The organism is Paucimonas lemoignei (assembly GCF_004342585.1).
GTDB classification, from domain to species: Bacteria; Pseudomonadota; Gammaproteobacteria; order Burkholderiales; family Burkholderiaceae_D; genus Paucimonas; species Paucimonas lemoignei.
The window spans coordinates 605,457-624,924 of sequence record NZ_SLZQ01000001.1 but is presented as its reverse complement, the minus strand read 5'-3'; the positions used below and the strand labels follow the sequence as shown (position 1 = coordinate 624,924).

19 protein-coding genes are annotated in these 19,468 nt (G+C 57.5%); 7 read left to right on the top strand and 12 right to left on the bottom strand.

What is annotated here, in order from left to right:
- Positions 1-165 precede the first annotated feature (165 nt).
- From aas to EDC30_RS02615, 3 genes are all read left to right on the top strand, one after another.
- Entirely contained in the window at positions 166-2,376 is a 2,211-nt protein-coding gene (aas, locus tag EDC30_RS02625) for a bifunctional acyl-ACP--phospholipid O-acyltransferase/long-chain-fatty-acid--ACP ligase (RefSeq protein WP_132256978.1), read from the top strand.
- A complete protein-coding gene (locus EDC30_RS02620; protein WP_132256976.1) occupies positions 2,373-4,253 on the top strand; it encodes an MFS transporter in 1,881 nt (626 codons plus the stop codon). Before aas ends, EDC30_RS02620 begins: the two co-directional genes overlap by 4 nt.
- A gap of 203 nt (positions 4,254-4,456) precedes the next feature.
- Positions 4,457-5,503 carry a zinc ribbon domain-containing protein gene (locus EDC30_RS02615; protein ID WP_132256974.1) on the top strand — a complete coding sequence of 349 codons (1,047 nt, stop codon included), beginning with the start codon at positions 4,457-4,459 and terminating at the stop codon, positions 5,501-5,503.
- Here the strand turns inward: EDC30_RS02615 and EDC30_RS19975 are convergent.
- Positions 5,403-5,912 carry a phage integrase N-terminal SAM-like domain-containing protein gene (locus EDC30_RS19975; RefSeq protein WP_132256972.1) on the bottom strand — a complete coding sequence of 170 codons (510 nt, stop codon included), beginning with the start codon at positions 5,910-5,912 and terminating at the stop codon, positions 5,403-5,405. The two genes, EDC30_RS02615 and EDC30_RS19975, sit on opposite strands and share 101 nt — an antisense overlap.
- Before the next feature lie 371 nt (positions 5,913-6,283).
- Here EDC30_RS19975 and EDC30_RS02605 point away from each other — a divergent pair, with 371 nt between their 5' ends.
- A complete protein-coding gene (locus EDC30_RS02605) occupies positions 6,284-6,583 on the top strand; it encodes an encapsulin-associated ferritin-like protein (protein WP_132256970.1) in 300 nt (99 codons plus the stop codon).
- A 36-nt stretch (positions 6,584-6,619) separates the two neighbouring features.
- On the opposite strand, the gene EDC30_RS02600 is transcribed toward EDC30_RS02605, so the two are convergent.
- Together EDC30_RS02600 and ompR are read right to left on the bottom strand one after the other, a co-directional pair.
- Positions 6,620-8,005: an ATP-binding protein gene (locus EDC30_RS02600; RefSeq protein ID WP_132256968.1), complete on the bottom strand. Its 1,386-nt coding sequence runs from the start codon at positions 8,003-8,005 to the stop codon at positions 6,620-6,622.
- Positions 8,006-8,031: 26 nt separating this feature from the next.
- On the bottom strand, positions 8,032-8,784 hold the full coding sequence (gene ompR, locus EDC30_RS02595) for an osmolarity response regulator transcription factor OmpR (RefSeq protein ID WP_165973703.1): 753 nt from the start codon (positions 8,782-8,784) through the stop codon (positions 8,032-8,034).
- Positions 8,785-8,977: 193 nt separating this feature from the next.
- Here ompR and EDC30_RS02590 point away from each other — a divergent pair, with 193 nt between their 5' ends.
- The gene (locus tag EDC30_RS02590) at positions 8,978-9,370 is read left to right on the top strand and encodes a hypothetical protein (RefSeq protein WP_132256964.1); all 393 of its coding nucleotides are present in this window, start codon (positions 8,978-8,980) and stop codon (positions 9,368-9,370) included.
- A gap of 80 nt (positions 9,371-9,450) precedes the next feature.
- Here the strand turns inward: EDC30_RS02590 and EDC30_RS02585 are convergent, their stop codons facing one another.
- Genes EDC30_RS02585 through EDC30_RS02575 form a run of 3 tightly spaced genes read right to left on the bottom strand, consistent with a single transcriptional unit; the run spans position 9,451 to position 11,153 of the window.
- Positions 9,451-10,245, bottom strand: a complete 795-nt coding sequence (locus EDC30_RS02585) for a sulfite exporter TauE/SafE family protein (protein ID WP_132256962.1) — start codon at positions 10,243-10,245, stop codon at positions 9,451-9,453.
- Positions 10,246-10,261: 16 nt separating this feature from the next.
- Entirely contained in the window at positions 10,262-10,714 is a 453-nt protein-coding gene (locus EDC30_RS02580; protein ID WP_132256960.1) for a DUF6691 family protein, read from the bottom strand.
- A 4-nt stretch (positions 10,715-10,718) separates the two neighbouring features.
- Positions 10,719-11,153, bottom strand: coding sequence for a YeeE/YedE family protein (locus EDC30_RS02575; RefSeq protein ID WP_132256958.1), 435 nt, complete (start codon positions 11,151-11,153; stop codon positions 10,719-10,721).
- Positions 11,154-11,278: 125 nt separating this feature from the next.
- Here EDC30_RS02575 and EDC30_RS02570 point away from each other — a divergent pair, with 125 nt between their 5' ends.
- Positions 11,279-12,139, top strand: a complete 861-nt coding sequence (locus tag EDC30_RS02570; protein ID WP_132256956.1) for an MBL fold metallo-hydrolase — start codon at positions 11,279-11,281, stop codon at positions 12,137-12,139.
- On the opposite strand, the gene alaC is transcribed toward EDC30_RS02570, so the two are convergent.
- The 3 genes from alaC to EDC30_RS02555 form a co-directional block, all read right to left on the bottom strand.
- Positions 12,126-13,343 carry an alanine transaminase gene (gene alaC, locus EDC30_RS02565; RefSeq protein WP_132256954.1) on the bottom strand — a complete coding sequence of 406 codons (1,218 nt, stop codon included), beginning with the start codon at positions 13,341-13,343 and terminating at the stop codon, positions 12,126-12,128. The genes EDC30_RS02570 and alaC overlap by 14 nt on opposite strands.
- Positions 13,344-13,495: 152 nt before the next feature.
- Positions 13,496-13,912, bottom strand: a complete 417-nt coding sequence (arfB, locus tag EDC30_RS02560; protein ID WP_132256952.1) for an alternative ribosome rescue aminoacyl-tRNA hydrolase ArfB — start codon at positions 13,910-13,912, stop codon at positions 13,496-13,498.
- A 7-nt stretch (positions 13,913-13,919) separates the two neighbouring features.
- Positions 13,920-14,858 (bottom strand): Rossmann-like and DUF2520 domain-containing protein, encoded by a 939-nt coding sequence (locus EDC30_RS02555; protein WP_243656621.1) that lies wholly within the window; start codon positions 14,856-14,858, stop codon positions 13,920-13,922.
- Between the two features lie 205 nt (positions 14,859-15,063).
- Here EDC30_RS02555 and EDC30_RS02550 point away from each other — a divergent pair, with 205 nt between their 5' ends.
- The gene (locus tag EDC30_RS02550; RefSeq protein ID WP_132256950.1) at positions 15,064-15,288 is read left to right on the top strand and encodes a glycine zipper 2TM domain-containing protein; all 225 of its coding nucleotides are present in this window, start codon (positions 15,064-15,066) and stop codon (positions 15,286-15,288) included.
- 74 nt (positions 15,289-15,362) lie between these two features.
- Here EDC30_RS02550 and EDC30_RS02545 read toward each other — a convergent pair whose 3' ends face one another.
- The 3 genes from EDC30_RS02545 to dapE all read right to left on the bottom strand — a co-directional run bounded on the left by EDC30_RS02545 (position 15,363) and on the right by dapE (position 19,466).
- Positions 15,363-17,354, bottom strand: a complete 1,992-nt coding sequence (locus EDC30_RS02545) for an ATP-binding cassette domain-containing protein (protein ID WP_132256948.1) — start codon at positions 17,352-17,354, stop codon at positions 15,363-15,365.
- Positions 17,351-18,250 (bottom strand): 50S ribosomal protein L3 N(5)-glutamine methyltransferase, encoded by a 900-nt coding sequence (prmB, locus tag EDC30_RS02540; RefSeq protein WP_132256946.1) that lies wholly within the window; start codon positions 18,248-18,250, stop codon positions 17,351-17,353. Before prmB ends, EDC30_RS02545 begins: the two co-directional genes overlap by 4 nt.
- 88 nt (positions 18,251-18,338) lie before the next feature.
- Positions 18,339-19,466, bottom strand: coding sequence for a succinyl-diaminopimelate desuccinylase (gene dapE, locus EDC30_RS02535; protein WP_132256944.1), 1,128 nt, complete (start codon positions 19,464-19,466; stop codon positions 18,339-18,341).
- Positions 19,467-19,468 lie beyond the last annotated feature (2 nt).

The window sequence follows — 19,468 nt, the reverse complement described above, 5'->3', positions numbered from 1 at the left end:
GAAATCCGGCTGAAATATTTTGAATATGGGATAGGAAAACAGCATGTTATTTGCTATAAATGCAAGTTCTGAAATAACAATAACGACGCCCGTCAATTGGTTTGCCAATGCGGGCGAAGCACGGCGCGCATGCGATCCGCTTGCTGAAAACAGGGGGTAAGGGAGATGAAGACATTCTTGCGATTCGTGTTTCGCGTGCTGTTCCGTGTCCGGCCGCCGCAGGACGATGGCCAGTTCAAGGCGGACCGCCTGCTCGTGGTGGCCAATCATGAGTCATTCATCGATGGCTTGCTGCTTGGCCTGTTCCTGCCGATTAATCCCGTCTTTGTCGTCCACACCACCATCGCACAGAATCGCTGGTTCCGGCTGATGCTGCGCCTGGTGGATTATCTGGCGGTGGATCCGACCAGTCCGATGGCGATGAAGCGCGTCATCAAGCTGGTGGAGAGCGGACGGCCCGTGGTGATTTTCCCGGAAGGGCGCATCACGGTTACCGGTTCGCTGATGAAAATCTATGACGGCCCAGCCTTCGTGGCGGCCAAAACCGGCGCAACCATCGTTCCGGTACGTATCGATGGCGCCACGCGCAGTTATTTCAGCCGTATGAGCGGCCGCTATCCGAAACGGCTGTTTCCCAATCTGTCGATCAGGATTCTGCCGCCAACTTCGCTGACCATGACGGCCGGCGGCACCGCGCGTGCGCGTCGCCGCAAGGCAGGCGAAGGCATGCGCAAGATCATGCAGGAAATGCTATTCCAGTCGCAACCGCGGCAGACGCTTTTCCTTTCCATGCTCGATGCAATGGAAATCCATGGCCGCAAGCACCGCTTCCTGGAAGACCTGAAACAGGTGGAATATTCCTACGGCGATCTGCTCAAAATGTCGCTGGCGCTGGGCCGCATCTGCACCAAGCTCAGCAACCCGGGCGAATACATCGGCGTGCTGTTGCCCAACCTGGCGCCGACGCTAAGCATGGTCATCGGCATGACCGCGTTCAAACGCGTTCCGGCCATGATGAATTACACGGCCGGTGCGGATGGCATGCAGAACGCCTGCATTGCAGCCGGCATCCGCACTATCATCACTTCCCGCCAGTTCCTCGAAACCGCCAAGATCGGCCTGCAGGTCGAAAGCCTGGCGAACGTGCGCATCCTGTATCTGGAGGATTTGAAGTCACTGTTGAGTATCGCGGACAAGTTGTGGCTGATTGCTTATGCGATGCGCTTCCCGCGCCTGGCGAACCAGTCGACCGATCCGAATTCGGCAGCGGTGGTCCTGTTCACTTCCGGCTCCGAAGGCAAGCCCAAGGGCGTGGTGCATTCGCACCGCTCGCTGTTGTCGAACATTGCCCAGATTCGCGCCGTCATCGACTTCTCGGCAGAAGACAAGTTCATGAATGCGTTGCCGATCTTCCACAGTTTCGGTCTGACAGCCGGCGCACTGCTGCCGGTGATGACCGGTACCAGGTTGTTCCTCTATCCGTCGCCGCTGCATTACCGGATTATTCCCGAAGTGATTTATGACCGCGGATGCACGGTACTGTTCGGCACATCGACCTTCCTTGGCAATTACGCCCGCTTTGCGCATCCTTACGATTTCTATCGCTTGCGCTACGTCGTGGCGGGGGCAGAGAAACTCTCGGATTCCGTGCGCAATACATGGTTCGAGAAATTCGGTATTCGTATCCTGGAAGGTTACGGTGCCACCGAAACCGCGCCGGTGATCGCCGTGAACACGCCGATGGCTTACCGTACCGGCACGGTCGGCACGGCACTTCCTGGTCTCGAGACGAAGCTGGTGCCGGTACCAGGCATTGAAGGTGCCGGCCAGTTGCACGTCAAGGGTCCGAACGTGATGCTTGGCTATTTGCGGTACGAGCATCCTGGCGTGATCGAACCGCCATCATCCGACATCGGTGATGGCTGGTATAACACCGGCGATATCGTCGCCATCGACGAGGATGGTTTCATCTCGATCAGAGGACGTGTCAAGCGCTTCGCCAAGATCGCCGGCGAAATGGTTTCGCTGGAAGTGGTGGAAAAGATCGCAGTCCAGGCATCGCCGCAAACCTTGCATGCCGCTACGTCCATTCCCGACGCACAAAAGGGCGAGGCAATCGTGCTCTTTACGACCGATGCCGAACTGTCGCGCGAACGCTTGCAGACTGCGGCGAAGGAATTGGGACAGACAGAGCTTGCCGTGCCGCGCCGTATCGTCACGGTGACGGAGCTGCCGCTGCTGGGCACCGGCAAGATCGATTACGTCAGCCTGAAGAAAATGGCGGAAAACCTGCGACCGGCGCAGGGGCAATCAACGCCGCAAAAGGCGGCTTCGTCTGAAGCAGAAACAAGTTCCGCTGAAGGAGTTACGCAATGAGCAGTCAGTTTTCCCTGTTGAAGCAGCGCCGTTTCGGGCCATTTTTCGTCACACAGTTTCTCGGCGCCTTCAACGACAATCTGTACAAGAACGCGATGATGATCCTGCTGGCGTTCCAGGGGGCTTCGATCACTTCCATGAGCCCGGATATCGTCATTCAGCTGTCGGGCGGCTTGTTCATCCTGCCTTTCTTCCTGTTTTCCGCCACTTCGGGACAGATAGCCGACAAGATGGACAAGGCCAGGCTGGCGCGATTCGTCAAGCTGCTGGAAATCGCCATCATGGCCATAGGCGGCTTAGGTTTCTATTACAAGAATCTTTATCTGCTCATGGGTGCGCTGTTTCTGATGGGCTTGCATTCCACGATCTTTGGACCGGTCAAATATGCAATCCTGCCGCAGCACCTGAAATCCGAAGAGCTGGTGGGCGGCAACGGCATGGTCGAGATGGGCACCAATGTCGCGATCCTGCTGGGCACGATGATTGGCGGCGTGCTGATCGCCAAGCAGAACGGCGCCATGCTTGTCGGCGTCTCGGCATTGGTGATTGCCATCATCGGTTATTTGTCCAGTCGCGGGATTCCTTCTGCGCCGCCTACAGAAGAAGCGGCGACCATGAAGATCAACTGGAATCCGTTTACGGAAACCTGGCGCAACCTGAAATTCACCAGGCAGAATCGCACCGTGTTTCTGTCCATTCTCGGGATTAGCTGGTTCTGGGCATTCGGCCTGGTATTTCTGTCGCAGTTTCCGAATCTGACCAAGGATGTATTGCATGGCGATGAAAGCGTGGTCAGCCTGTTGCTGACATTGTTCTCCGTTGGCGTGGGTATCGGCTCGCTGCTATGCGAACGTCTTTCGGGGCACAAGGTCGAGATCGGCCTGGTGCCATTCGGTGCGATCGGTCTGACGGTATTCGGCGTGGATGCCTATTTCGCCATGGCCAATCTGCCTGCGCCTCCCGTGCAGGATGTCTGGGCATTCCTGGCGGATCGTTCTCATTTGCGTTTGATTATCGACCTGTGCCTGATCGGCATGTTCGGCGGTTTCTATATCGTGCCGCTGTACGCGCTGATCCAGATCCGCAGCGAGCCGGCGCATCGCTCGCGCATCATCGCTGGCAATAACATTCTCAATGCGCTCTTCATGGTGCTGTCCGTCGGCATGGTCATCGGCATGTTCAGCGCCGGCCTGACCATTCCGCAGGTGCTGCTCGCCACCTCCTTGATCAATGCACTGGTGGCGATCTATATCTTCACCCTGGTGCCGGAATTCCTCATGCGCTTTCTGGTGTGGATCCTTGTCCATACGCTTTATCGTCTGAAAAAGGATAACGTCGAGGCGATTCCGGAAGAGGGCCCGGCACTGCTGGTTTGCAATCACGTGTCGTATGTCGATGCACTGGTGATTTCAGCTGCTTGCCGCCGTCCAATCCGCTTTGTCATGGACCATCGGATCTTTCGGATTCCGCTGCTAAATTTTATTTTCCGCACCAGTAAGGCCATCCCCATTGCTCCCGGCAAGGAAAACCCCGAAGTGCTGGAGCGCGCCTACGATACGATCGACGCCGCTCTCAAGGATGGCGACCTGGTTTGCATTTTTCCGGAAGGCTGCCTGACCTCTGACGGTGAAATCGCGGAATTTAAGTCCGGCGTGCAGCGCATCATCGAACGCACGCCTGTGCCCGTGATCCCTCTTGCGTTGCAGGGCCTGTGGGGCAGTGTGTTTACCCGGGATAGCAAGCCTGCATTGCGTCGCTTGAAGCATGGCTTGTTCGCCAAAATTGCCGTGAAAGCCGGCAATCTGGTACAGCCAACCGAAGTGACACCTGATCGCTTGAGGGAGCAGGTACTTTCGTTACGTGGGCCGCACAAATAAATACCAACTCGACGTCACAATAAGAATGAGTAAAACAGTTTTGTGACATGTTGCTGGTGATGGCGGTCATGTATTACATCTGACGTATGGCGCTCGATGCGCGCTTGTTCGGTGGACTGGCACGGCATGCTGGACAGGAATCCGAATTCGATATTGCAGTCACTTGCGGCAAAAACATCCGCAATTTGATATGGAGAACCCTGATGAGTAAATCCCTGCGGCTTTCGGAAAAATGGTTCAGGCGCGGATTATGGCTGGTGGCATTCGTCTTTGCGACATTCCTCATTGGCCTGGGCGGAACGCTTATTTCCAATCTGCCGAAGGTCGAGCATAGGTATACGCTTGAGGATTTTGAGGCGCAACCTGCCGCCCGGGAGGCGCGAGAGAAGATACGCCTTGCGCAGGAAAATGCGCGCGTCGCCAACGAGGCGCTCGAACAGGCCGAGCTTAAACTGAATGTCGCCCAGTCCAATTCCCGTACTGCGCATGACACCTTTTCGAACTGGCTTTCCACGCGCCATGCGACTATGCGTCCTGACCAGGACCAGGAACTCATCGCGAGAACAAAAGCGCTGGACGAGCTTAAAGCGGCGGAAAGAGCGGCGCGCGCTAAAGTCGAAGATCAGCAGCAGGCAGCACTCAATGCGCGCCAGGCACAGGATGCATCACAGCGTGAGCTGGACGCCATCCAGCAAGACGCAAGCGAAAAACTATCTGCAGCGCAGCGAAAGCAGGAGTTGCGCGTATTCCTGTATCGCCTCGCGCTGACGCTACCATTGCTGGCGATTGCCGGATGGCTGTTTGCCAAAAAGCGTAAAAGTGCTTACTGGCCATTCGTCTGGGGCTTCATCTTTTTTGCACTGTTCGCATTTTTTGTCGAACTGGTGCCGTACTTGCCCAGCTATGGCGGCTACGTCCGATACATCGCCGGCATCATTGTCACGGTGTTGATCGGCCGGCAAACGATCAAGGCATTGAACCGGTATCTGGAAAGGCAAAAGCTGGCGGAACAGCAGCCGGACAGCGCCCGTCGCGAAGAGATGAGCTATGACACGGCAATCGCCAGGCTGGCCAAAGGTGTTTGTCCCGGGTGCGAACGGGCTGTCAAGCTCGACAACCAGGCTAACGGATATTGTTCACATTGCGGCATTAAGCTGCATGACAATTGCGCTCACTGCCAGGCGCGAAAGAGTGCATTTGCCCGATTTTGCTTTTCTTGTGGTGCTCCGGCGGCTGCGAGCATGAAATAGCGGCAGGTGGATTGGCGCGCAGGTGCGTCAACGGCATTTCCAATTGCTTTCCGGCTTTTGCTGGTACCTTGGCATCCGACAGTTTGCGCGGGCAGGCTGGCGGTGGGCCATTGTCGATCCAGCCTATTTCTTTCCTCAGCAATTTTTTATAAAGATATAGCAGCGCGCAAAGTGCGTGAATATAAGTCGTGTACGAAATCCTGTGCTCATTAACCAGATAGGTAAGGAATTGCCTTACCTCCATGGCTCCCATATTGATGGGATGCCGAAAGCCATGGAAATGGATATAACTGCTCACCCAATGGCTATAGGTTTCCACGGAGTTGCTGCTGTATCGGCTGTCCCGCAGGCTTTGGCAAAGCTGTTCGATAAGCTTGGGAGAGCAGGAGTATCGAGTTGGCTGCAGCATGGTTCACCATGGATTTGTGCTGTATGAATATACAGCACTTTGCCGAACTCTAGGTTTTAATGCTTGAAGTGGATCAAACAATAGATTGGGATGTCTCTATCGGATAACGCTGCATCGGATATGAGGGCATCTTAGGAACAGGACAGGCAGGTGTTCCAGACGCTAGGCACTCCAAAATACGCAAAAGTTTCAGCCAAGACATCAATGCAGAATATGCACCGCTCAAATGATTCAGAGCGGAAATGCCCCTTTGATCGCAATAAAAATTCCGTTTAAGTACGTGCAAACAGGGAAACTATATGTGATTTAAATATCATAAGAAGAGGATCAAGCAAGCTTATCAACAATACACGCTGAAAAGAGGAGTATCCATGGCAAGCGAAGGCTTTCACGAACCAATCGAAAAACTGTCTGCAGAGACATTGGACATGCACCGGGCCATTGTTTCTCTAATGGAGGAACTGGAAGCGGTCGACTGGTATAACCAACGGATGGATGCCTGTTCGGATCCGGAATTGCGCCGCATTCTTGAACATAATCGCGACGAAGAAAAGGAACATGCAGCCATGATGCTGGAATGGATACGGCGTCGTGATGCGAAATTGGACCATGAACTACGCGAGGTGCTGTTCAGCGAAGGACAGATCAGCGATAAGCATCACGAGGACTGATCAATTACAGCGGCATGACCTGATGCATGAAGCAGGTCATGCCGCATTCGATTCCGTTGCAGTTCCCGCATTGCGCGGACTCTGTGCCAGAGGTAATTCAATCCGAATCGCCAAGCCGCCCGTGCTGCGGTTGTCCAATTGCAGCTTGCCATGATGGCGCTTGATCAGGCGGTCCACGATCGCCAGGCCCAGACCCGCACCATTGGCTTGGCTACGCGCGACGTCCAGGCGGGTGAATGGCCGCAGCAAGCGCTCCAGTGCTTCTTGCGGTACTCCCGGACCATCATCCGCGAACTCGATTACCGCGACGTTGCTATCACGGTGACATTGCAGGTCAATCGCAATCGGCGATCCATCCTCGTGCCTGGCGTAACGCCGCGCATTCTCGACCAGGTTGGTGAACACGCGTTTGATATCGGTAGCCTGACCCATCACGGCAAGTCCTTCGTCGATATGGGCGCTGATTTTTACATCGGACAGTCGTGCCGTATCCTGAACTATTTCCTGTAGCAGGATGGATAGATCGGTCAGGCGCATGGAGGACGGATCATCAGGACGGGCATAATCGAGGAATTGCCCGATGATCGCATCCATCTGTGCCAGGTCTGCCTGCATGCCGGCGCGCGCTTCGGGATCGAGCCCGGCCATTTCCACTTCCAGGAGCATGCGGGAAATCGGCGTGCGCAAATCGTGGGAAATACCGGCAAGGATGAGCGCACGGTCGGATTCGATTCGTTCCAGGTCGCTCACCATCTGGTTGAAACTGCGGTTGGCTTCGCGGATTTCGCGCGGGCCTTTTTCCGGCAGTTTTTCCGGTTGCCGGCCTTTGGCGACGGCACGGGTGGCAGCAGTCAGGCGTGCCAGCGGCAGATTGACGAAGCCTGAAATGAACAGCGCGCCGATCAGTGCCAGCAGCAGCGTGACGGTGCCCCAGCCCAGCCACTGCACGCCCGAGTTGCGGTCGATACGTCCACGGTCCAGCATGAGCCAATAAGCGTCGTCATCGATATTGAAGCTGACCCAGAATCCTTCGACATCGTTGACCTTGCGCGCGAACCGGGTATCTTCGCCCAGCTTGGCGCGCACCTGTTCCTGCACGAGCGGCGCGAGATTGCCGCCCGTGTAGCGCTCGACGACGTCGGTGTCTTCCAACGGATAGACGCGGATGCCTTCATTGCTGGCCAGGTCGAACAACAGCTCGCGGCGCAAATCGGGCGCAGAGTGGGTGAGGGCGGCACGCGTGATCGTGACCATCGATACGACCTGGGCGGCAATCTGGCGCGCACGCGGTGCACGCTCAACCGAGCGCACGCCATACACCCACGCCGCCATGCTGGTGGTGATCAGCAATGCCAGCAGGATGAAGGTGCGCCAGAACAGGCCGCTTTTCAGCCAGGGCAGGCGCTTGACGAGGTTCGACATGGGCGGGGATTAGCTGGTATTGGTGCTTAGCGCGGCTGTCCTTCAGGAATGAATACGTAACCGAGTCCCCATACCGTCTGGATGTAAAGCGGATTGGAAGGATCGGGCTCGATCAGCTTGCGCAGGCGCGAGATCTGCACATCGAGGCTGCGGTCGAACACTTCATATTCGCGACCCCGTGCCAGTTCCATCAGCTTTTCCCGCGATAACGGCTGACGCGCATGGCGGGCGAAGACCTTCAACACCGAAAATTCGCCAGTCGTCAGCGATACCGGTTGCCCATTTTTCTTCAGGGTGCGCGTACCGAGATCCAGGACGAAATCGCCGAATTCGAACACTTGCGGTTTCTCTGAGGGTGCGCCCGGCGCTTCATCCGTTCCCTTGCGTCGAAGGACCGCGTTGATGCGCGCCACCAGTTCACGCGGATTGAAAGGCTTGGGAAGATAGTCATCCGCCCCCATTTCCAGGCCGATGATACGGTCGACATCCTCGTCCTTGGCCGTCAGCATGATGATCGGGGTCTGGTCGCCGGCGCCGCGCAGACGGCGGCAGATCGACAAGCCATCTTCGCCCGGCAGCATCAGGTCCAGGATGAGCATGTCGTAACGCTCACGCAGCCACAGCTTGTTCATGGCCTGGGCATTTTCCGCGGTAACGACTTGGAAACCCTGTTCGGTCAGGTATCTGCGCAGCAAATCGCGCAAGCGCAGATCGTCATCGACTACCAGCACCCGTGTTTGCGGAGCGGTAGCATTGGCAGTGGAATTGGTCGTATTCATGCTGATATAGTAACGCTAGTATTCTGTTTGGCAATAGCAGGGCCGGCCCCCATTACAAACTGTTACACACTTTACCGAGCTGCTCCTTATGGCGGCTTTGCATACGGCATACACTTAGCATATCAAGACAGGCAAGCGCCAGTTGCACAAGTGTACAGCTTGTTTCTTGCCAAGGTTTTTGGAAAGCTGATTAATGAAAATGACATTCGGAAAATTGGGTTTCGCACTCTTGCTGTCCGTGAGCATGGCAGGTGCCATGGCCGGACCTGCGCAGGATTGGCAAAGCGAGGATAGTGCCCGGGTCGAGCGTCAGATGGAGTGGGCAAGGGCTTCTCAGGCGCGGCGCGGCGATGGCGGTGGATACCCGGATTATGATCGCCGCGGCGGTAATGATGGACGCGGAGGCTACGATGGCCGCAACGGTCGCGACGACCAGTTCCGCAACGGGCAGCAACAGGGCGGATACTGGCAGGCGCCGCCGGATGACGGTCGACGGGGCGGACGCATGTCGCCCGAAGAACGGCGCGAATTGCGGCGCCAGATCGATGAGGCCGGGCGCAATATTTATGCGCCGGGGCGCCGCTGAGCTGCAGTCGAGTTCGGTGGCTGCCTGCTGAAGCCATGCAAAATTGAAGGGCGACCGAGTCGCCCTTTTTTCATGTCAGGCTACCCAAGCGCCTTGGCCAGCAGGCTGCCAGCAACGACAATAAGCAGAGTGGCAAATCCAAGTTGTACGTGGCGCCCCGTAGCGCGCCTCGACAGCAGGCGCCCGACGATCATGCCTGCAGCGATCGCTCCGGCAAAGGCAGCCGTGACCGGCATTGGCAGCGTCGCGCCATGCAGTACGGCGCTGAAAACGCCGCTGGTGCTGATGAGCGCCGTGACCATCAGCGCGGTAGCGACGACCCCGTGCATCGACACATTCGTGAAGCGCTGCAGCAAGGGCACCATCACAAAGGCGCCGCCGACGCCCAACAGGCCCGCGAGGAAGCCCGTCAGCGCGCCGATCGATGACAGCAGCAGGGCGGTCGGCCAGGTCCAGTGGAAGCGCCCGGTTTCGGGATTGACCCAGCCAGGCTTGTATGGCGCGACCATTTCATCGCCATGGGCATTCTTGTGATGCAGCTGGCGCGCTGCCGATAGCAGCATGACCGCTGCAAATATCACCATCAGCCGGTCTTGCGGCAAAGTATTTGCCACGCGGATTCCCAGCGGCGTGAGTAGCGCCCCAACCGCCGCCATTAAAAACGCCGCCTTGTAACGGACCAGCCCACGACGCAAACCTTCTGCAGCACCGATGCCGGCTCCGATAGCGACAGCAACCAGGGCGACCGGTGCCGCCTGTTGCATGCTCCAGTTCAAGCTGAATACCAGGGCGGGGACGGAGAGGATGGCGCCGCCAGCGCCGGTCAAGCCAAGTATTGCGCCAATCAGAATGCCAAGGGTAACGGTAACAAGCATGCGTACGTATTGCCCTTTACTGCATGCTGCCGCTTGAAACCGTCCGTGCGGTTCTGGCGCGGTGGCGTTCGAGGAATTCGAAGAATGCCATGCCAATCAGCATGGCGGCAACAAATACGAAGCCCGCTTTCACGCCGGCGCCCAGCAATATCACTGACGGCCCCGGACAGATGCCGGCAAGTCCCCAGCCGATTCCGAACATCAGGCTGCCGCCGACCAGGCGCTTGTCGATATGGCGCGCAGTCGGCAATTGCATGGGAAAGCCGAGCAGGGTTCGGGCTCGTTGCCTGGCGATGGCGAATGCCACTGCGCCGATGGCGATTCCGCCGGTCATCACCAGGATGAGGGAAGGATCCCACAGGCCAGCAAGGTCGAGGAATCCCAATACTTTGGCCGGATTGGCCAGGCCGGATACGATCAGTCCCAGGCCGAATACCAGGCCAAACACGAAGGCAAACAGGATATTCATTGCATCATGCTCCGAGAATGTGGCGGACGGTGAAAACCGTAATGAAGGCGGCAGCCATGAAGCACAGCGTGGCTACCAGCGATCGTGAAGACAGGCGTGACAACCCGCAGATGCCATGGCCGCTGGTGCAGCCGCCGCCGTAACGGACGCCGATGCCAACCAGCAGCCCGGCCGCGGCCAGCATGGGCAAGCTCGTTTCTACCTGTATTGCCGGGAGGGCAGCAAACAGTTGATATGCCAGCGGCGCGGCAATCAGGCCGGCGATAAATGCCAGGCGCCATGTGACGTCGCCACGCTTGGGAGTGAGCAGACCGGCGAGAATGCCGCTGATGCCGGCGATGCGGCCATTGAATAGCACGAAACCGGCGGCGGCAAGGCCAATCAAAATTCCACCCGCAACGGAAGCCCAAGGCGTAAAGTGGTTCCAGTCTATTGTCATCTTGATTCCAGCCTTATCTGGACAACGCAAATCGTATGGTGTGCGGCAAATCGCGCTCACTTGAATGCAATATATGAAAACATAAAATGTAAATCAATAAAATGTTTTCTCAACGGAGAAATGACATGCAAGCCAATATCGCCCCGTTCTTTGAGAATGTCACCGGCACCATTTCTTACGTCGTGCACGACCGCGAGGATAGCCATGCCGCCGTGATTGATCCCGTGCTGGATTACGATCCCAAAGCTGGCCGCACCAAGACGGAATCTGCGCAGCGCATAGTGGATTATGTGAAAGCCCAAGGCTTGCAGCTGCAATGGATTATCGAGACCCATGCGCACGCCGATCATCTGTCCGCTTCGCAATTCATCAAAAGCAATCTCGGCGGCAAGATCGCTATTGGCGAGCATATTCGAAATGTCCAGGCGGTATTCAAGAAGCTGTTCAATCTGGATGAGGACTTTCCGATAGACGGCCGACAGTTCGACTACCTGTTCAAGGATGGTGAACGCTTCAAGATTGGCAGCCTTGACGTGGAAGTCATGTTTGTGCCGGGACACACGCCGGCGGACATGGCATACCGCATCGGCGACGCTGTGTTTGTCGGCGACACACTCTTCATGCCGGATGTGGGAACGGCGCGTTGTGATTTTCCCGGCGGCGATGCCCACAACCTGTATCGATCGATCCGCAAGCTGTTGTCATTACCGGAGGAAACGCGCCTGTTCATGTGTCATGACTATCCGCCGAAAGGCCGGGAGCCCGCGTGGGAAACCACCGTGGCTGAACAGAAGCGCAGCAACATCCATGTGCATGACGGCGTTACGGAAGAGCAGTTCGTTAACATGCGGCAGGCGCGCGACGCCACGCTGGAAATGCCCGTGCTGATCCTGCCATCCATACAAGTCAACATTCGGGCGGGACAAATGCCGCCGCCCGAAAGCAATGGCGTGAGCTATTTCAAGATACCGCTCAATCAGTTGTAGCGGCTACGGGCTTATCGCTCTTCAGCATGGCCTTGATACCACGTATCGCCTGCCGGATGCGCGCTTCATTTTCAATCAGCGCCATGCGCACATACTCGTCGCCATATTCACCAAAACCGATGCCGGGCGAGACGCAAACCTTGGCCTTTTCCAGCAACAGGCGGGAAAATTCCAGCGAGCCCAGGTGGCGGTATTGCTCAGGGATGCGTGCCCAGATATACATGGACGCTTTGGGCTTGTCGACCATCCATCCTGCATCATGCAAGCCCTTGACGAGAACATCGCGACGGCGCTGGTATTGCTGGCGAATCGCTTCGACACAGCTTTGGTCGCCTTCCAGCGCAGCGATCGCCGCCACCTGCACCGGCGTGAAGCTGCCGTAATCATGGTAGCTCTTGATGCGCGCCAGTGCCGCTACGAGATCGCGATTGCCGACCATGAAGCCGATGCGCCAGCCTGCCATGTTGTAGCTCTTGGACATGGTGAAGAACTCCACGGCGACCTCGCGTGCGCCCGGCACCTGCATGATCGACGGCGCCTTCCAGCCGTCATAGACGATATCGGCATAAGCAAGGTCGTGCACCACCAGGATGTCGTGTTCCTTCGCCAGCTTGATGACGCGCTCGAAGAAATCGAGCTCTACGCATTGCGACGTCGGGTTGGATGGGAATCCCAGCACCATCATCTTCGGCTTGGGATAGCTTTCGCGAATGGCGCGCTCCAGCTCGGCAAAGAAATCGACGCCAGGGCTCATGCGCACTGAGCGGATATCCGCGCCGGCGATGACAGCGCCCCAGATGTGGATCGGATAGCTCGGGTTAGGCACGAGTACGGTGTCGCCGCGCTCCAAGGTCGCCAGCATCAGGTGCGCCAGGCCTTCCTTGGAACCGATGGTGACGATGGCTTCCGAATCGGGATCGATATCGACATCGTAGCGCTTCTTGTACCAGTGTGAAATCGCCCGGCGCAGACGCGGTATGCCTTTCGATGCAGAATAACCGTGCGTGTCGGGACGCTTGGCGGTATCGACGAGCTTGTCGACGATGTGTTGCGGCGTCGGGCCGTCAGGGTTCCCCATCGACAGGTCGATGATATCTTCGCCGCGCCGTCGCGCAGCCATCTTCAGCTCTGCCGTGATATTGAAAACGTAGGGGGGGAGGCGATTGATGCGCGCAAAGCTACGCGGCTTTGAGGGTTGAGTCATTAAATTGTCTCCGTAAGCGCCCGGAACCGTCCGAGCGACGTTGGAACAAGCGTGCCCTTGCGGGCTGTTCCGCGGACGATTCTATCGGAGGATAGTGAAGCCGACAATCAGTTTTATGACGAGGCGCATTCATTGCGCAACGGCGGCATACGTCAAAACTGTGCCGAGACCTTGCCGCGCAAGGCCTTGACTCTGCCGCGCGTCACCTTGTTTTCCACGCGTTTCATTTGCGAGCTGCGCGTCGGCTTGGTGGGTTTGCGCACCGCCGGCAAGACAGAGACGCTTTCGACCAGTTCGTGCAGGCGTCGTAGCGCTTCAGCCTTGTTCTTTTCCAGGCTGCGCGATTGCTGCGCCTTGATCACGACCATGCCATCGCGCGTGATGCGATGATCATGCAGTTTTAATAGCCGCTCCTTGAAATGCTCCGGCAGCGATGAGGCACGGACGTCGAAACGCAGGTGAACGGCATTGGATACCTTGTTGACGTTTTGTCCGCCCGGTCCCTGCGCGCGAATCTGCGTAAATTCGATTTCGCTTTCGGGAATGATGATGGGATGGGCAATGGACATGCGGCACTCACTTTTCCGGCGGTTTGCGTCGGGCTGCAAGTTCGACCGTCAGTTGCATCAATTGTTCGTACAGCCTTCCATGCGTGGCATCGGCGGCTGCGACCGCCTGCCATTGTTTGTTGGCTGTCGCCATGTCGCCGCGTGCTACCGGTCCGGTCAATGCCGTTTCCGGCCCTAGCCTGAATACGTTTTGCACGGTTTCGCGCACCAGCGGCGCCATCATGTCGAGCGCGGTATCCGATGCAATGCCGGCGCGGGCATAGGATTGCACGGCGATGTCCAACAGGGTAACCAGGTAGTTGCTCGCGAAAACCGCGCCGGCATGATAATGAATCTTTGCGTCAGTTCTGATGTTGGCAGTCTTCGCGCCGATTGCCTCAAACGCCGGAGAGAGGATGTCGAGGGCGCGCTGGTCGCCTTCCATGCCGCACCAGGTGCCGGTGAAATCTTTGGCTACCTGTTCAGGATTGGCAAAGCTTCGGATGGGATGAATCGATGCTACGGCAGCGCCTTGCTGTGTCGCGGTGTGTAATATGGAAGAAGCCAGCGCACCGCTGCAATGAAAAACGATGGTGCTTGCGGAAATCAACCCTCTGCGCGTTAATTCTTCGCAACTTGATTCGATGCGGTCGTCGGATGTGGCGATCAGATAAATGTCAGCAGGAAGAAGCGCTGCATAATCGCTCACCGCACGACCGCTCCCGACAAACCCTGTCGCAGAATCGGCGTTTTTTTGCGACTGGCACAGCATGTCTTGCAGGCGAAAAACCCCGTTGTCAGCCCAAAGTTTAGCCAAGGTCCGGCCGACTTTGCCAGCGCCGATAATCGATAACGATGCGTTCAAAACAGAACCCGCCATAAAATTGAAGATGCCAAGTTTACTGGGTATGAAAGTTGTCTTGCTAATTTCATGCAATCGAACCCTAAGTTTCCTTACATCGAACAAAAGTTTTCATTAATAAGTTTCTGGGCTCAAGTTCATGCTCAGATCATCAGACATCTGTACGCCGTTTCTCATTGCCACTAAGGCCGGAACCGGAGAACGTTCTGCAAGTAACTATGTCTAATTTGTAAAGTTGGCTGCAAGCAGCATGTGGCCGCTTAACAGAGACATTGTGGCAGGGAGTAAATCTTCGACTAGAGAGGCTTAAATGAATATCTTGCGCAATCTTGTTCTACGTTCCGCAGCGCTTGTCATGGTGGTTAGCCTATCGGCCTGTTCCGGCATGTCCACTCAGGACAGGAATACCGTCATCGGCGCCGGTGCTGGCGCAGTAGGCGGTTCTGTCTTGACCGGCGGAAGCACGGGCGGGACACTTGGTGGTGCAGCGGTTGGCGGCGTGATCGGCCACGAAGTCAGCAAGCCGAACAAGTAATCAACGATGACTTTCCGATGTCCAGCCGACGCGAGCGACCACAAAGGTCCCGCGCCGATCCGGCACAATCGACTTCAGGAAGCGATTTGCTCAAGCGCTTCCTGCTGTTCCAGCCATTCCGCTTCCAACTGTTCCAGCTCTTTGACGCAATAGGCCTGGTCGGTAAGAAGGGCTTTTAACTCTTCCTTGCGGCTGCTTTCATAGATGTCGCTTCCGGCCAGCTTGCCTTCAATATCGGCTTTTTTCGCATTCAGCTTGGCCATCTGTTCTTCCAGCCGCTTGATGCGTGCCTCGATCGGTTTTTTTAGCGCGGACAGGCGCTGGCGATCCTGGGCTTCAAGACGTTTTTGCTCGCGCCTGTCGACCGGCGCGGCGCTTGGCTCAGCAGTCAGCTTTTGTGTATTGGTAACCGGAACAGACGTTGCGGAAGACTCGTTGCCGCCCTTGTTCGCCAGCTTGGTCTTGAACAGCCAGTCACGGTAATCGTCAAGGTCACCGTCGAATGGCTGCAGCTTGCCATCAGCAACGATGATGAACTGGTCCGTGGTCGCGCGAAGCAAATGGCGATCATGCGATACCAGCACCAGGGTGCCTTCGAACTGTGCCAGCGCTTCGGTCAGGGCTTCGCGCGTCGCCAGATCCAGGTGGTTGGTCGGTTCATCGAGCAGCAACAGGTTAGGGCGCTGCCACACGATCAGGGCCAGCGCGAGACGTGCCTTTTCGCCGCCGGAGAAGGGGGCGATTTTCGCCGTAGCCATCTCGCCGGGAAAATTGAAACTACCGAGGAAATTGCGCAATTCCTGCTCGCGCACGTCCGGCGCCAGTTTCTGCAGGTGCCACAGGGGCGATTCATCATGCCGCAGCATCTCGACCTGGTGCTGCGCGAAATACCCGATGATGAGTCCCTTGCCTGTGCGTGCATCGCCTGACAGAGGGGGCAGTTCTCCCGCGATGGTCTTGATCAGCGTGGATTTGCCGGCGCCGTTGACGCCCAGCAGGCCGATGCGCTGGCCGCTTTGCAGCGAGAAATTGATGTGCGAAACGACGACCTTGTCGGTGCTGGCTTGCGTCTTTTCATCCTCGACGTGATACCCGGCGTTGACATCTTCCATGACCAGCAGCGGATTGGGAGCGTTCAGGGGCTCGCGGAACTCGAAGGAAAATTCCGCTGCCGCTCGCAGCGGCGCGATCTCTTCCATCTTCGCCAGCGCCTTCATGCGGCTTTGGGCCTGCTTGGCCTTGGTCGCCTTGGCCTTGAAGCGGTCGATGAAGGATTGCAGGTGCGCACGCTGGCGCGATTGCTTCTCGATCATGCCTTGCGCCAGCACCAACTGGGCGGCGCGCTGGCGCTCGAAGGCGGAATAGTTGCCCGAGTAGCGCTTTAGCTTACGGTCGTCGATATGCAGGATCACGTTCACCACGCCATCGAGGAAGTCGCGATCATGCGAGATGATGAGCAGCGTGCCCTGATAGCGCTTCAGCCAGTCTTCCAGCCAGATGATCGCATCCAGGTCGAGGTGGTTGGTCGGCTCGTCCAGCAGCAACAGGTCAGATGGGCACATCAGTGCCTGTGCCAGGTTCAGGCGCATGCGCCAGCCGCCGGAAAAACTGGAAACCGGCTGGTGCATCTGCTCCTGCGAGAATCCCAGGCCGGTCAGCAGTTGCTCGGCGCGGGAACGCACCGTGTAGGCATCGGCGTCTGCCAGGGCGGCGTGGATCTCGCCGAGCTTTTCTCCATGCTCGGCATGGTCCGAGCGGCTTTCCAGCTCGGCCAGCTCGCTTTCGAGCCGGCGCAGGTTGGCATCGCCATCGATGGCATATTCAATGGCCGGACGCGCCAAGGCAGGGGTTTCTTGCGCGACATGGGCAACGCGCCACTTGGCGGGGAAATCCACTTCGCCCTGATCGGCATGCAATTCACCACGCAATACCGCAAACAGGCTGGACTTGCCGGCGCCGTTATCGCCGATCAGGCCGATCTTGTCGCCGGGGTTGAGCGTTGCCTCGGCGTTTTCCAGTAGCGGCTTGACGCCTCGGATCAGGCTGACATTCAGAAAACGAATCATTTGCGGCGTTTCGCTCTCAATTGCTCTGCCGATAGCAGGAATACCATGTCATCGCCGGCCGAGGTGGTCAGCCAGGTCAATTCCAGATCGGGGAACGCTGCCTCGGCATGTTCGCGCTCATTGCCGATTTCCACCACCAGAATGCCTGCCGGCTTCAGACGGTCGGCCGCGCCCGCGACGATCTTGCGCACCAGGTCCATGCCATCGGGGCCGCCAGCCAGGGCAAGCTGCGGCTCGCGCAGGTACTCCTGCGGCAGCTTCGTCATCGAATCCGAGTTGACGTAGGGTGGATTGCTCACAATGATGTCGTATTTCTTTGGCGGCACGTCGGAATACAGATCGGATTCGATCAGGGTAATCCGGTCTTCCATTTCATAGTCGCTGACGTTACGTTCGGCGACGGCAAGTGCATCGGTCGAGATATCGACTGCATCGATAACGGCATTCGGGAAGGCGTCGGCCAGCATCACAGGCAAGCATGCCGAGCCGGTGCAGACGTCCAGGATCTGGGTGACTTCGTCGGGCACGGGCACCCAGGGCGAGAACTGGGACGGGATCAGTTCGGCAATGAAGGAACGCGGCACGATCACGCGCTCATCCACATAAAAACGGTAATCCCCCAGCCATGCTTCGCGGGTGATATAAGCGGCCGGCACGCGCTCGATGGTGCGCTTGTCGATTACCCGAAGCAAGGCTTCGATCTCTTCGGGCAGCAGCCGCGCATCGAGAAACGGCTCGAGGCGATCCAGCGGCAGTTTCAACGTATGCAGCAGCAGATAGGCAGCCTCATCGAAGGCATTGCTGCTGCCATGGCCAAAAAATACATCGGCGCCGTTAAGGCGGCTGACCGCATAGCGCAGCAAATCGCGCAGGGTGGAAAAATCGTTGGGCGTCATGAGGCGTCAGAGTGTTGCTGGATTAAAGAAATTAACCCGATCCATTCGGGATCGGGAAAGAGAGTAGCGCTGATAATTTGGACGAAACTTACAGCAAAAGGTTTTCCAGCGTCTTGCGGTAGATATTCTTCAGCGGATCGATGTAGCGTAGCTCGATATGTTCATCGATCTTGTGGATGCTGCCGTTCGGCGGGCCGAACTCCACGACCTGTGGGCAGATCTGTGCGATAAAGCGGCCGTCTGACGTGCCGCCAGTCGTCGACAGCTCGGTTTCCACTCCCGTTTCATCGCGAATGGCCTGGCTGATTGCATCGCTCAGGGTGCCGCGCGGTGTCAGGAAGGGCAGGCCGCCGACCGTCCATTGCAAGTCGTACTCCAAGCCATGCTTGTCGAGAATGGCGTGGACGCGCTGCTGCAGGCCTTCCACCGTGCTGGCGGTGGAAAAGCGGAAATTGAAGTCGACCACCACTTCGCCGGGGATGACATTGGTCGCGCCGGTGCCGGCATGGATATTCGATACTTGCCAGGAAGTCGGCGTGTAATACTCGTTGCCTTCGTCCCATTTTTCCGCGGCCAGTTCGGCCAGCGCTGGCGCAGCCTGGTGGATCGGATTGCGCGCCAGATGCGGATAGGCGATGTGGCCCTGGATACCCTTGATGACCAGCTTGCCCGACATGCTGCCGCGCCGGCCATTCTTGATCATGTCGCCGAGCTTGTCGGCGGAAGTCGGCTCGCCGACGATACAGAAGTCCAGCTGTTCGCCGCGTGCCTTCAGCTTGTCGCAGACGATGACGGTGCCGTCGGTGGCCGGGCCTTCCTCGTCGCTGGTAATCAGGAAAGCGATCGAGCCCTTGTGGTCGGGATGGGCTTGCACGAACTCTTCGACCGCCACGACCATCGCGGCAATCGAGGTTTTCATGTCGGCTGCGCCGCGGCCGTACAGCTTGCCATCGCGCTGCGTCGGCGTGAACGGATTCGAGCTCCATTTTTCCAGCGGGCCGGTAGGCACGACGTCGGTATGGCCAGCGAATACCAGCAGCGGCTGCGCGGTACCACGACGTGCCCACAGATTGGTGACGCCGCCGGAGGCAATGGTGTCACAGGCGAAGCCGAGCGGGCTCAGCAATTCGATCAGGCGGTCCTGGCAGCCTTTATCTTCCGGAGTGACGGAGGACAGGGTAATCAGTTCTTCGGTAAGGGCGAGCGTCTTGCTCATAG